Origin of the sequence: Brevibacillus porteri, from assembly GCF_003013475.1 — a bacterium.
Taxonomy (GTDB): domain Bacteria; phylum Bacillota; class Bacilli; order Brevibacillales; family Brevibacillaceae; genus Brevibacillus; species Brevibacillus porteri.
In genome coordinates, this window is record NZ_PXZO01000042.1 from 138,419 (window position 1) to 151,146 (window position 12,728).

At 47.9% G+C, this 12,728-nt stretch carries 11 protein-coding genes; 6 read left to right on the forward strand and 5 right to left on the reverse strand.

Annotated features, from left to right (window positions below; translation table 11 throughout):
* Positions 1-2 precede the first annotated feature (2 nt).
* Positions 3-599 (reverse strand): TetR/AcrR family transcriptional regulator, encoded by a 597-nt coding sequence (locus tag C7R92_RS21015; RefSeq protein WP_106835539.1) that lies wholly within the window; start codon positions 597-599, stop codon positions 3-5.
* A gap of 159 nt (positions 600-758) precedes the next feature.
* Between C7R92_RS21015 and C7R92_RS21020 the strand changes: the two genes are divergently transcribed.
* From C7R92_RS21020 to C7R92_RS21040, 5 genes are all read left to right on the forward strand, one after another.
* Positions 759-1,328 (forward strand): hypothetical protein, encoded by a 570-nt coding sequence (locus C7R92_RS21020; protein ID WP_106835540.1) that lies wholly within the window; start codon positions 759-761, stop codon positions 1,326-1,328.
* Positions 1,325-1,963 carry a GNAT family N-acetyltransferase gene (locus tag C7R92_RS21025; protein ID WP_106835541.1) on the forward strand — a complete coding sequence of 213 codons (639 nt, stop codon included), beginning with the start codon at positions 1,325-1,327 and terminating at the stop codon, positions 1,961-1,963. The genes C7R92_RS21020 and C7R92_RS21025 overlap by 4 nt, the downstream gene beginning before the upstream one ends.
* An 85-nt stretch (positions 1,964-2,048) precedes the next feature.
* Positions 2,049-2,936 (forward strand): TIGR01777 family oxidoreductase, encoded by an 888-nt coding sequence (locus C7R92_RS21030; RefSeq protein WP_069850089.1) that lies wholly within the window; start codon positions 2,049-2,051, stop codon positions 2,934-2,936.
* A complete protein-coding gene (locus C7R92_RS21035; protein ID WP_106835542.1) occupies positions 2,933-3,793 on the forward strand; it encodes a helix-turn-helix domain-containing protein in 861 nt (286 codons plus the stop codon). The genes C7R92_RS21030 and C7R92_RS21035 overlap by 4 nt, the downstream gene beginning before the upstream one ends.
* A 54-nt stretch (positions 3,794-3,847) precedes the next feature.
* Positions 3,848-4,234, forward strand: coding sequence for a VOC family protein (locus C7R92_RS21040; protein ID WP_017246772.1), 387 nt, complete (start codon positions 3,848-3,850; stop codon positions 4,232-4,234).
* A 66-nt stretch (positions 4,235-4,300) separates the two neighbouring features.
* Here the strand turns inward: C7R92_RS21040 and C7R92_RS21045 are convergent, their stop codons facing one another.
* Positions 4,301-5,776: an RtcB family protein gene (locus C7R92_RS21045; RefSeq protein ID WP_106835543.1), complete on the reverse strand. Its 1,476-nt coding sequence runs from the start codon at positions 5,774-5,776 to the stop codon at positions 4,301-4,303.
* Positions 5,777-6,162: 386 nt separating this feature from the next.
* Positions 6,163-7,251 carry an ankyrin repeat domain-containing protein gene (locus C7R92_RS21050; protein ID WP_106835544.1) on the reverse strand — a complete coding sequence of 363 codons (1,089 nt, stop codon included), beginning with the start codon at positions 7,249-7,251 and terminating at the stop codon, positions 6,163-6,165.
* Positions 7,252-7,482: 231 nt separating this feature from the next.
* On the opposite strand from C7R92_RS21050, the gene C7R92_RS21055 reads away from it, so the two are divergent.
* Entirely contained in the window at positions 7,483-10,596 is a 3,114-nt protein-coding gene (locus C7R92_RS21055) for a S8 family serine peptidase (protein ID WP_106835545.1), read from the forward strand.
* Positions 10,597-10,679: 83 nt separating this feature from the next.
* Here the strand turns inward: C7R92_RS21055 and ptsP are convergent, their stop codons facing one another.
* The gene (gene ptsP / locus C7R92_RS21060; protein WP_106835546.1) at positions 10,680-12,407 is read right to left on the reverse strand and encodes a phosphoenolpyruvate--protein phosphotransferase; all 1,728 of its coding nucleotides are present in this window, start codon (positions 12,405-12,407) and stop codon (positions 10,680-10,682) included.
* 58 nt (positions 12,408-12,465) lie between these two features.
* Positions 12,466-12,726, reverse strand: coding sequence for an HPr family phosphocarrier protein (locus tag C7R92_RS21065; protein WP_047070224.1), 261 nt, complete (start codon positions 12,724-12,726; stop codon positions 12,466-12,468).
* Positions 12,727-12,728 lie beyond the last annotated feature (2 nt).

Genomic DNA, 12,728 nt, shown 5'->3' on the forward strand with positions numbered 1-12,728 from the left:
TGCTACTTCTGCTTCTGTCCAACCAAACCAAAGAAAAACATATCCACCCATTGTTCCATACTCAACGTGACTCGCTCACGATTCGATGCTTCCCAATGCCGTCCCAGCTCATTTTTGTACATCGTGAAGTACATCATCATCATTTCTTCTGTCAGATCACGCTGAATATAACCTTCCTGCTTCCCAAGCGCGACGAACTTCGTAAAAAAGCGCCTGGTTTTTTGCTCGTATTCGCTTTCGATTCGTTGCAGCAAACGACTTAGTTCAGAAAAGGGGGCGTTCTGAAACTCGTCCGTGAGGGTATGCAAATTCTTGGCTTCCATCAGCATGATGTCCTTTGTCTTTTCAGGAAAAGAACTCCCCGAATCGAGAATCCTCTCATACTGCTCCAACTGCTTGTCCATCCAGTTCATTAGCATGTCCGCGTAGAGCTGTTCTTTTGTCCCAAAGTAGTTATAAATGGTCGCCGGAGAAACCTTCGCGTTCTGCGCAATTTCATTTACGCTGACTTTTTGAAAGCCATGCTTGGAGAACAATGGAAAGGCGGCGCTGTATATCTGATCGATTTTGTTCTGTTTTCGTCGTTCGAATCCGTTCATCTTCTCCACCTCTTTCTGTAGTGTAGCTCAGGTTTTAGAGTAATTCAACGAATACACTACAAAATTATTGAAATGGACGGACCTCGATAGTTATAATTATTTTGTAGTAAATGAGTATATTTACTACAAATTTCTTCGAGAGACGGGAGTGTATTTATCATGAAACAATTACGGATTCCTGCTTTTTTGCATGACGTCTTCGGTGAAAAGCAGAGCATTGGCTCGATCGCAGTTATCTTGCTGTTCGGTGGAGTGCTCACAACTGCTCTCTATTTGCGATTCCCTGAACTCACGGAGAGCTTGCCCATTTGGCGCAGTACATTGGCATTGTTGCTTGTATTCGATATATTTTCTGGCTGCCTAGCGAATTTTACGATCTCAACTAGCAATTTTTATGCAGCACGTAAAAAAAATCGCATCGTCTTCATCGCGATTCACGTCCATATCATCCTGGGTGCATTTCTCTTACAGCAAAACCTCGCGTATTCCATAGGGGTATGGGCTTATACGATTGTAGGGGCTTTTGTTGTGAATGCTCTTATTGGGCATCGTTCACAGCTGTTTGTCGCAGGCATTCTCCTGTCTGTTGGCCTTGGCTGGATACCATTGCTCCCGGGTATGCATCCGTTTCTGTTGATCATCTGCTTATTCTTTATGGTAAAAGTGTTGTTTAGCTTTGCTGTCAATCATTATGGGAAAGTAATCGACGACACAGGTACAGAAAAATGAAGACTTCCTACCGCATATCCAAACTCACAAAGTCGGATAAACCCGCATTCGTCTCACTCATGAGCAGGGCATTTTCGCGTGATCCACTCTTTCTTCACGTATTTGGGGATTCAGAGCTCGACCATACAGCAAGAAACAGCGTGACAGCTTTTCTGTCTTTTCTGTTTGATAAGAGCTTTCTATTTTATGAGGAAGTATGGGGTATTTTTGACGAAGACAGCTTACTCGGCACATACGTCGTCGAGAAGCCACAAACCAGCAAGCTTCCGAATATAAAAGGGGGCTTGCTGTTAATCGGTATGCTAATTCCTTTAGTATTTCAACTGTCTGGAAAAACGCTGATGCTCCTTAATTCTTATATGCGCATCACACGTTCTGCCGCTCCTCCATGGAAGCATCACTACCTCATTATGATTGGTGTAAAACCGGAGGCTCAAGGCAAGGGAGTCGGCAAAACCCTGATGCAACACCTGTTTCAAACCATAGAGGATGACCACGAATCGCAGGGAATCGCGCTGGATACGGAAAAGGAAGAGAATGTCGGTTTGTATCGCAAACTAGGATTTACGTTACGAGAACAAACCAAAATCGATGATGTACCTGTATTTTGTATGGTCTATCAAAAAAATCGCTAGAATGACGGATACATGCTGCCGCCACTTCGCATTATGTTACAATTATTGTAAGAAATACGCATACAGAAGGAAGCGAGTTGATCTTATGAAAAAGAAAGTCATCCTGGCCGGCGGCACTGGCTTTATCGGCAAGTATCTGGCAGACAAATTCAATCAACTTGGCTACGAAGTCATGATCATCGCAAGAACTTTCCCTCATATAACGTGGGACAATCATGCAAAGATCGTGGAAGCTTTGGAAGATTCCGAGCTGCTCATCAATCTGGCGGGCAAATCCGTCAATTGCCGTTACCATGACAAGAACAAGGAGGAAATCCTGAAATCTCGAACAGAGACCACTCACATACTCGGCAATGCTGTTTTGGCTTGCAAAAACCCGCCACCGCTTTGGATCAACTCGAGCACAGCCACCATCTATAGGCATGCGGAGGATCGCCCCATGACAGAAGGAAGCGGGGAGCTTGGAACAGGCTTTTCCGTTGATGTCGCCAAGGAGTGGGAGTCTGCCTTCTTTTCCTTTGATTTGCCTCATACGAGACAAGTTGCCTTGCGCATGGCAATCGTGCTGGGGGAAAACGGCGGTGTGATCGAGCCTTACAAGAATCTGGTTCGCTTTGGTCTTGGCGGTGTCCAAGGATCGGGCAATCAGCGTTTTAGCTGGATCCATGTTGAAGATGTGTATCAAATTATTCTCTTTTTGAAAGAACGGGGAGATTTAAGCGGCGTATTTAATTGCTCTTCTCCACATCCCGTCACAAACCGTGAGTTCATGCAGCATTTTCGGAACGTCATGAATCGAAGCTTCGGACTACCTTCTCCCAAATGGATGCTGGAAATGGGAGCGGTCATGATCGGAACAGAAACAGAGCTGGTCTTGAAAAGTCGCTGGGTCATTCCAGAAAGGCTTGAGCGTGAAGGGTACCAGTTTCGCTTTGCCCATATCGATAAGACGTTGCAGGATATCTTGAAATGACCGGCAAAGCCTCAACCAACTATGTTCTGCATGCAAAAAGCAAGCAATTTTACTGGGAAGGGGAGGGGCAACTCTCTATCAAGACATTCCGGAAAGGAAGGGCACATTACAAGACGAGCAAAGGCTTTTTTGCTGTGGAAGAAAATCGTTATCTGCTGCTGAACGAAGGGGATTACACCATTTCGATTGATGATTCCGAGGAAGTTGAATCGTTTTGTATTTTCTTCAAGCATGGTTTTGCAGAGAATATTTTCCAATCGCTCAAGGAATCGACGGATAGACTACTTAGCGATCCTTATAAAGACACAGCTTCTATTGGTTTCTTTGAAAAAACCTATGCTACGAGCCATACACTCGCTTCCCAGTTAACGACTCTGAAAGATGGTCTCACCTTCCTTGATCGGGAATCCATCGGTTATGAAGAACAATTTCACCAAATTATGCGGACCATATTGCTCGGACACCTCGATGTAAGAAAAGAAATAGACGCGTTGCACGCGCTTCGACAATCGACGCGCGAAGAACTCTATCGAAGAGTCAGTACCGCCCATGATTATATACGAGCTTTTTATGATCAACCAATTAGGCTCGATGAGATCGCAAAGATTGCTTGTCTGTCCCCCAACCATTTATTGCGAGCGTACGCCCAAGTGTATGGAAAAACGCCCCACCAGCATATTTCGGAATACCGAATACAACGAGCCAAGCTACTGTTAGCTAAACTGGACTTCAGTATGACAGACATCGCCTTTGAGCTTGGATTCCATAACTCCGTTTCCTTTAGCAAAATGTTTAAACAGCATGTCGGCATTTCTCCTCTGTCATTCAGAAAAAAAGTGATTTTGGATAAGAATTAATCAATGAATTCGTTTATGCTGATGAGGAGACGCGAACAAAAGGGGGATTTTATCATGAAAACGAACCTGATTCAAAAAGTAGGGCAAATCGGCATCCCTGTCAAAAACATGGAAAAAGCCGTCCATTTTTACAAAGAGCAGCTCGGGCTCCCTCTTTTGTTTCAGACAGACAATATGGCGTTCTTTGAATGTAACGGACTTCGTCTCATGCTGAGCTTACCGGAAAAAGAGCAATTTGCACATGCCAGCTCCGTCCTTTACTTTCAAGTGGATGACATTCAAACTGCTTTTGAAGATTTGAAAAAAAGAGACGTTACGTTTATCGACGAGCCACATCTCGTAGCCAAAATGGGGCAAACGGAAACCTGGATGACCTTTTTTAAAGACACAGAAGAGAATACACATGCCTTCGTGAGTGAAGTACAAGGGGAGACCGTTTAAGTTTGAACGGTCTCTTTTTTTATTCCTAACAAGAAGAAAATCCTCCGAATACTCGGAGGTTCCTATCTAGCCTTTCACGGTAGCAATCGGTGCCACCTCAGCCACAATCTCAGCCATACCATGATCGACATGCGACTGAATCACCGGTGTAATATCTTTATAGGCATACGGCGCCTCTTTTTTCAGCTCTTCTTCCCATTTCTTCAAAATATCGCTCCGTCCACGCAAGTCCGCCCGTTTCGGGTCAATCGGATTGATCACGCGGAAGTTGGCAAGAAACTCGCGAAATCGGTCATCGTCCACTTTCACAGCATCGCCGCGAGAAAGCGCACGACCTGCGCCATGGCTTGCGCTAAACAAGCTTTCTCGATTGCCTAGTCCCGCCAAAATAAAGCTGTGCGAGCCCATGGAACCAGGGATAAACACAGGTTCGCCCGTATACTGAAACGGCGTGCCCATCATTTGCTCGGCCGACTTCGCCGTACACGACCCTTTCCGATGCAAAAATCCGCCCACCTGCTCCAGCTGCTCTTCCCACAAATAATTATGAGGCGCATCGTACAACAGCCGGTGTTCAAAATCGCCCAACACATCGGAAATCGATTTGTACATCATCAGGCCCAGCATCAATCGATTGGCAAACGCAAAGTTCGCCGCATTGTGCAGGAGACTCCAAAACATTTTCCACTGCGGCAGGGAACGCTCCGAAAGAGGCAGTGGATACATCCCATTATCCGGATGCTTCAAGGAAGTCGGGTACATCTTTTTCAGCATCTCTTTGATCCATGCCCCACTGTTATACCCAATAGAAACGGAGCCCGTATGAATCATGAGGACGACTTGCCCTTCCTTCAGCCCCCACTGACTGGCGATAGCACCCTGATGCACTTTTTTGACCACCTGAATCTCAAAAAAATGATTCCCTCCGCCAAGCGAGCCGATTTGTGCATCCCGGGAAAGCTCAGCAGGACCGAGAAAGTCATCGAGACCAATCGTCGATTCTGCGATAAAAGAACCCATTTTATTCACATGGCTCAAATCGAGCCCCTGCTGCTCCTCGTTGTAATAACGCCAAATTCCCTCGCCATTCGCTTCCTTGTGGCTGTCCAGTATGCCGATCAAGCCTTCCTTGAACATTTTTTCCCGCATATGCCGCGTCATGGGGATATTGCGGCCCCCTTCGAAAAAAACATGGCGCACATTCCGTTCAATGGCATCCAGATTTGTGCGAATCTGTTCCTCGTGCAAATCCGTGACATACAGACGCATCCCGCAGTTAATGTCGTTGCCAATCGCTTGCGGCAGTACAAACCCACGTGTAAACAGCGTCGTGCCTACAGGAATGCCGCTTCCTTTGTGAAAATCGGGCGTAATGGCTACTTCCAAAACCCCTGTATTGGGATCGTCAAAATAATCGGGTGAATGCTTTTGCAGCGTTGCAATCGTTTCATTCACCTCTAAAAGTCGATGAAGCTCCTCTACCGCATTGTTTTCCACTTTTACTTCCGGATTGATGAAATATTTGATCGGAGTGTTGCTCAATAGAAGACCACCTTTATTTGTTTTACAAGAACGTATGTTCTTTGTTTTCCAATAGAAAAAGCCGCTTTTCATGCTCATTTCTTCATTCCTGGATGAAAAAATGCAGCATGGAATCGCAGCCTTTACGCTTAGAGCTATTGTGTTACCACAAGGGCGTTATCCGCAATCTATGGGAAACGGAATTGGCTCACCCTTAAACAACTCGATTGCGTAAAAGGCATACCTATGGAGTTGGATCTTATCGCTGCATTGTTTTGTTTCATGCTTAGTTACGTATGCGAACATGTTTCAATCCTCCTCCTTTCGTTTCTTGCTCACGATCTTACCATTGGATATTTTTTACTGTCAAGCCCCCGAATTATCGAGGGCCCGTGTGATATTTCCCTTTACATCGAGTCTAATTCGCCTTCCATAAACTTGATCAGATACACTTCCGGCTGCGCGTGGAACTCCGCAAAGCTGCACAAATCCGCATACTCCTTATGCTCCTCATCATACAAGCCTATGCTACCTTTTTTCTTCGGATTCCACACAAGATGCAGATGGGAGTAGTTGTCGATTTCGGCAGACAAACGCAGTAGCTTTTGCCGACCGACCTTCATCTCAATCGTATCGGTCAATGTGAAAAAATCGATGTACCCGATAGCATACTCATTTTCCGCCAGCTCAAGACGCAGCTCTTCTCCGGTAAGGAAGCCAATCAGTTCTTCGGTCAGTTTATATTTTTGCAGCTCGTACTTTCTGTTCTCTACATCATGCAGCTCGGCAGGTTCCAGCGATTTCAAATACGCAGCCAACACCGTATCTTTATTGCTGACCGCGATGGTGTACGGCCGCTCACCACCCTTTTCCGCTACCATAACGTCCGCACCGCGTTCAACCAAATACTTGACCATGGCGACATTCCCCATGCGCGTGGCTACTGTTAATGGGGTCGCTTGATACGGATACACCATATTTGGTTTGTTGTAATTGATGTCCACACCATGATCGAGCAAGTAGGCCGTGGTCGTAAGGTCATGATCCGACACAGCTTTACGCAATACATCGCCCCCATGCAGTCTTATATCTAGTCCCAGCTCTTGAATGAGCGGGATGTTCTTTTTGTTGCCATAGTAAGCCTGTGAATAAGCGCCTGAGCGCACCTGATTGAGCATGTCCAGCTTGGCGCCTTGAGCTGCAACATAACGAACGATCTCTTCCTTGCAATAGCGTACTGCCATCAAAAAAGCTGGATTATTTTTCACATTCAAATTGATACCATGCTCTACCAGCAGCTTTATAACCTCCAACTTCTCCGATACGAGAGCCAGATCCAACGGGCTTATCGTCGTATATTCGCTAAGCACGAAGCCCTTTTCTATATCCCAGCTGGCTGCAATAGCATCTTGCAAAGCCGGAACATTTCCTTGATAAATATGCATCGCGATTTCTGGCAGCTCTTCAAATCCCCCGATACCTTTCAACGTGATCATTGATTACCCTCTCCTAACCTATGTCTTATGAAAAATATAGAAAATAAATTGGCAAAAAACAACAAATTATTACCTTATTCTCCTTTATTCGATTGAAAATACAGTCAATTATGTCTATTTTTGACGAATCTGCTCGATAAAAAGTTTTTTCCCAATAAAAGGAGTAGTCTTACGGGAAGAGAAATACTTATGCAAAACGTCTTATACATAATTTTTAAGGAGAGTGGACTGATGAAGAAGATGCGTACTCTCGCTTCTCTTACGCTTGCAGCATCACTTATGCTGAGTGGCCTTCCTTACAATGCACTGGCAGCGGCGGAGTTTAGCGAACAGGATTGGGAGAAAGTAAACGAATATACCAATGCGGAAGTAGAGCTTGGCTCCGAAATCTCGAAAATCTCCCCTCTGCTGAACACCAGTTCCAGCAAAAACGTCAGTGTCATTATTGAGCTGAACAGCGAGCCTTCGATCACAGCTAAACACGAAGAAGGTTCAGAATCTTCCGTTAGATCGTTGCGAGCAAAAGTAGAGGAGGAGCAAGAATCTTTCCTCGATGAGGCAAAAGACAACAAGGTCAAACTGAAGGTAAAGCGCAAGTTTGAGCATGTATTCAACGGGATGGAAGTAACGGTATCAGCCGACGAGTTGGAAGAACTGGCTGGACTGCCGCAGGTGAAACGCATTTATCAGAATACGTATTATGAGCTTCCTGAGATTGATGCCGTCAGCGAGAAAGCATCGTCTACCAAATGGGATCAGGCCCCTCTCCAACAAATCGGCGTTCTCGATATGTGGAAAGAAGGTTTGACAGGGAAAGGATTGAAGGTCGGCGTCATCGATACGGGTGTCGATTACAAGCACCCTGATCTCAAAGATGCCTATAAAGGCGGATATGACTCCTTCGACAATGACAAAGACCCTTATGAACAAGCACCAATCCCTGTAGAAGAGGATCGCGATGGAAAAGGATATGAAGGCTCCAGCCATGGCACTCACGTCTCCGGCACCATCGTAGGACGCGCCAAAAACAGGACCTCAGATGTACAGGTAAAAGGGGTTGCCTACGGTGCAGACCTCTACGTCTACCGCGTATTGGGCCGAGGCGGCGGTAGCTCCGCTCAGGTCATCGACGGTATCGAAAAAGCGGTGAAAGACGGCATGGATGTCATTAACCTGTCGCTTGGCTCCGCTATGGAGAAGGACTCTGACTCCCCAGATGCCATCGCTGTGAATAACGCGGTGCTGTCTGGTGTGATCACGGTCGTATCGGGTGGGAATTCAGCCGATGATGAACGCGGCAGACATTTCTATACGGCAGGATCACCTTCTGGAGCGAGGCTGCCGATCACAGTTGCAGCGGTAGACTCCCCTACCGTGCAATATGACGGCTCAGCAACCTCATCCTTTGGAGCCAATTACGAGTTCCCTGTAATGGCATGGCAGGTCAGAAAGGATAACTTCTCCTCCATTATCGGAACCAAAGCGCTGCCAGTCGCCTATGCCAACCTTGGCTCTCGCAGCGATTTTGAAAAGGCAAATGTAAAAGGCAAAGTCGCTCTCGTTTCCCGTGGTTCTCTCGGCTTCACGGAAAAAATCGAAAACGCCCGAAAAGCTGGTGCTGTCGCTATCGTGGTCTTTAACGGTAACGACGTCGACGGGGATGGCCAAGCCGACCTAGATATCCGTGATCGCGAAGGCTATGTCAACACGATCCTGGGTGACCAGATCGAAGCGATCCCTACCTTTGACATGAAGGGTCTGGAAGGCCGAACACTGGCAAAAGAGCTGCTGGCTGATCCTGAAAAAGCAAAAACACTGACGTTTACGTTCTCAGGAAACTACCCTAGCACAAATGATCCGGGCGACCGCATCGCCGGATTTAGCTCTCGTGGTCCAATCATGGGCGACGATTACAGCATTAAGCCGAATCTAGCTGCGCCAGGTGTAGCCGTTCTGTCCAGCTATCCATCTTGGAGCAAGCTTATCCCTGACGCCAAGTACGACAAGGCATACGCCCGTCTAAACGGTACAAGTATGGCAGCTCCGCACGTTTCCGGTCTAGCCCTGCTGTTGAAACAGGCACATCCGGACTGGACACCTGCCGATATCAAGGCAGCGCTCGCGAACACTTCAAAACCGCTGTATAGCCCAGACGGCTTACTGTACGATGTGTACTCCCAAGGTGCTGGCCGTGTGAACGGCTACGCCGCATCGAAAACACCTGCTGTTCTGACAACGGTCGAGCAGCTCACCATTTTGGGCGAAGATTTTGAGCCGAAGACCATTCCGTACTATGCGGATAACGTTTCCTTTGGCTTGCTGAAGGCTGGCAGCAATACCGTCACGAAAACACTCCAGCTGAAAAACCTGTCCAAGAAAGAAGTTTCTTACGAAGCAGAAGTAATCATGCATCCATCCGTCACGACAGATCCGTACAAGCCTGGCTCCAAATCGCCAGATGTCGATGACATCGATGTGGAAATCTCCGATGATTCCATCTCCGCTAAAAAAGGCGATGCTACCACATTTGAGCTCAACCTGTCCGTTGACTCCGATGCAAAAGACGGCGTGTATGAAGGAGAAGTCCTGCTGAAAGCGAAAGGCAACCCTGACCTGCGCCTGCCGTTTGCTGTACACGTGGGAGACAAGCGTGAGGATACCAACTTCGGTTTCGACAACCTGAAGCTGTCCGATACGACGATCACGCCTGATGGCGATGGCAATGAGGATTCGTTCACACTCGAGGCTGAGCTGCAAGCAAAAGACGTGAACCAGATCTCTGTTGAAGCATGGAACATGGACGATAAATACATCGGTACCCTCGCATCCGTGTTCAACAATTACGCACTGATTGCACCAGGCCCTATCACCTTCTCTAATCTCGATGGTACCTACTACGATGGTGGCCAAGTAGCGAAGAAGCTCGATCCAGGAAAATACAAGCTGAAGCTCGTCGGTCGAAGCGTTGACCAAAACCAGCCGAAGGGTGAGCAGATTGTAAAAGAATACGAGGCTTGGAAATCCTTCATGATTAAGGCATCGAATAAAAACGCGGTCTTGTCTAAGGTGGTTGAAGAAGCCGTAGATCAATTCGAGATTGAGATTGCGAACACCACAGAGCTGGATCAGCCAGTGCTTGCCCTGCCGGAAGAAAGCGATGATGTGACTTATCAGGTGACAAAGAGCTCAGATGAGGCGTTTATCGATGGCGAGGGGATTTTGAAGGAGCTGCCTGCCGAAGGGGAAGAGACCGTTACGCTGTACGTGACGATTACTTCTAAGGAAGATGAGTCGGTTACGCAGACTGTGAAGGTGAAAGTGACGTTGGAGGCGGTAGTAGAGTAGTGTTGGTTTGACGCTTTTAGTTGAATGAAGGCTCCGCCACACATCATGGCGGAGCCTTATCATTTTGCCAACTATACCGGCCATTACAGCTTATTCAAAATTTCCTCTTTGATAAAGGCTCTGATCTCTTCGCCGCTCTCCAGGGTGAGGACGTGTTGTGCTGTTTCCTGTAGCGACTTGTAATCCAGTTTTCTCAGCAAATGGCGGGCCCGGAGAACGGAAGTGGCACTCATGCTGAATTCATCCAGTCCCAACCCGAGCAGAATCGGGATCGCCAATGACTCCCCAGCCATTTCTCCGCACATGCCGACCCATTTGCCTTCCTGATGGGCCGCCTTGATTACCTGATTCACCAGCCGTAAAATGGCGGGATGGTACGGATCGTACAAGTAGGCGACCTGCTCGTTCATTCTGTCCGCTGCCATCACATATTGAATCAAATCATTCGTCCCGATGCTGAAGAAATCGGCTTCCTTGGCGAGCTGGTCTGCGATCATCGCGGCAGCTGGCACCTCGATCATGATTCCTACTTCCAAATGATCGTTAAACAAAATGCTTTGGCTGCGCAGCTCTGCCTTCACTTCGTCCAGGATCTGGTTCGCTCGACGCAGCTCGGCTATAGTGGCGATCATTGGATACATGATCTTGATATTGCCGTATATACTTGCCCGGAGCAAAGCGCGTAACTGCGTCTTAAACAGTTCCACGCGGTCCAGGCAAAGCCGGATGGCTCGATAGCCTAGAAACGGATTCAATTCTTTCGGCAGATCGAGGTAGGAAAGCTCCTTGTCCCCGCCGATGTCCAATGTACGAATGACAACTGGTCGATCCTTGCCCATGGTCTCTGCAACCGCTTTATAAGCCTCAAACTGCTCTTCTTCCGTGGGGAACTGCTCCCGCCCCATATAGAGAAATTCGGTACGAAACAGTCCGATCCCCTCGGCGCCGTTTTCAACGGCCTGCACAGCGTCCTGCGGATTCCCGATGTTGGCTGCCAATTCCACGCGGTGCCCATCAGCGGTAACACTTTCTTCATGAACCAGACGAGCCCAGTCTTCTTTTTGTTTCCAGTAGGCCTGCTGTTTGGCTTCATAGGCTGCAACGACAGCTTCGTCCGGTCGAATGTGTACCTCGCCCTCAAGGCCGTCGACGATGACCAGATCCCCGGTTTGCAGTTGCTCTGTAATGTCCGACATGCCTACCACCGCCGGGATTTCCATGGTACGTGCCATGATGGCGGAGTGAGACGTGCGGCCGCCTATATTCGTTGCAAATCCTTTTACCTTTTCCCTGTCCAACTGTGCCGTATCGGATGGCGTCAGATCGTGTACTACCAGTACCACCGGCTCTGCGAAATCCGCTTGTAACTGATCGTGTATGCCGAGCAGATTCTTCAGCAGACGCTGGCTGACATCGCGCAAATCCGCCGCCCGCTCCCGCATGTACTCGTCGTCCAAGCTTTCAAAAATGGCGACAAAGCTGTCACGAACCTCCTCCAGAGCTGCTTCCGCATTTACTCTTTCGCTTTCCAGCTTCTCCTCAATGGCACCAATAAACTCCGGGTCCTGCAAAAAAAGCTGGTGGGCTTCAAAGATTCTCGCTTCTTCTTCGCCTATCTCGTGGCGGACCTTCTCCTTGACCTGCTCGAGCTCTAGATCTGCCGCTCTCACACTTTCCCGAAATCGCCCAAGCTCTGGGGCCACCTCGTCTTGGTCGAGGATGCGTCGTTCATACCGAACCATCTCGTCCTTTTGTACAACAGCTCGTCCAATCACGATTCCGGGAGCTGCCGCGATCCCTTTTTGCAGCATTACAATCGCTCCTTATCGAAGCCGCACCCCTGGTGAACAGAGGGGGCTTCCTGTCATGTTACCCGTGAACCGACATGAGCAATTTGCCAAGCTCCTCCATTGCTTGCTCTGCCTGTTCCCCAGTGATTTCAAGGGTGATTTGCTCCCCCATCTTCGCACCCAGTGTCATCAAGCCCATGATGCTTTTGCCATTGATCTTTTTCGTGCCCTTGATCACGTTTACCTCACAAGGAAACGAAGTAGCCTTTTGTACGAATAACGTTGCCGGACGGGCGTGCAGTCCAGTCGGATTTTGAATGGTGAAAGTATTGGTCAACATCT

What these genes read in the sequence shown, in the direction of transcription:
- C7R92_RS21015 (WP_106835539.1), bottom strand. Translation starts at nt 599, where the DNA reads ATGAACGGATTCGAACGACGAAAACAGAACAAAATCGATCAGATATAC.
- C7R92_RS21020 (WP_106835540.1), top strand. Translation starts at nt 759, where the DNA reads ATGAAACAATTACGGATTCCTGCTTTTTTGCATGACGTCTTCGGTGAA.
- C7R92_RS21025 (WP_106835541.1), top strand. Translation starts at nt 1,325, where the DNA reads ATGAAGACTTCCTACCGCATATCCAAACTCACAAAGTCGGATAAACCC.
- C7R92_RS21030 (WP_069850089.1), top strand. Translation starts at nt 2,049, where the DNA reads ATGAAAAAGAAAGTCATCCTGGCCGGCGGCACTGGCTTTATCGGCAAG.
- C7R92_RS21035 (WP_106835542.1), top strand. Translation starts at nt 2,933, where the DNA reads ATGACCGGCAAAGCCTCAACCAACTATGTTCTGCATGCAAAAAGCAAG.
- C7R92_RS21040 (WP_017246772.1), top strand. Translation starts at nt 3,848, where the DNA reads ATGAAAACGAACCTGATTCAAAAAGTAGGGCAAATCGGCATCCCTGTC.
- C7R92_RS21050 (WP_106835544.1), bottom strand. Translation starts at nt 7,251, where the DNA reads ATGATCACGTTGAAAGGTATCGGGGGATTTGAAGAGCTGCCAGAAATC.
- C7R92_RS21055 (WP_106835545.1), top strand. Translation starts at nt 7,483, where the DNA reads ATGAAGAAGATGCGTACTCTCGCTTCTCTTACGCTTGCAGCATCACTT.
- ptsP (WP_106835546.1), bottom strand. Translation starts at nt 12,407, where the DNA reads ATGCTGCAAAAAGGGATCGCGGCAGCTCCCGGAATCGTGATTGGACGA.
- C7R92_RS21065 (WP_047070224.1), bottom strand. Translation starts at nt 12,726, where the DNA reads ATGTTGACCAATACTTTCACCATTCAAAATCCGACTGGACTGCACGCC.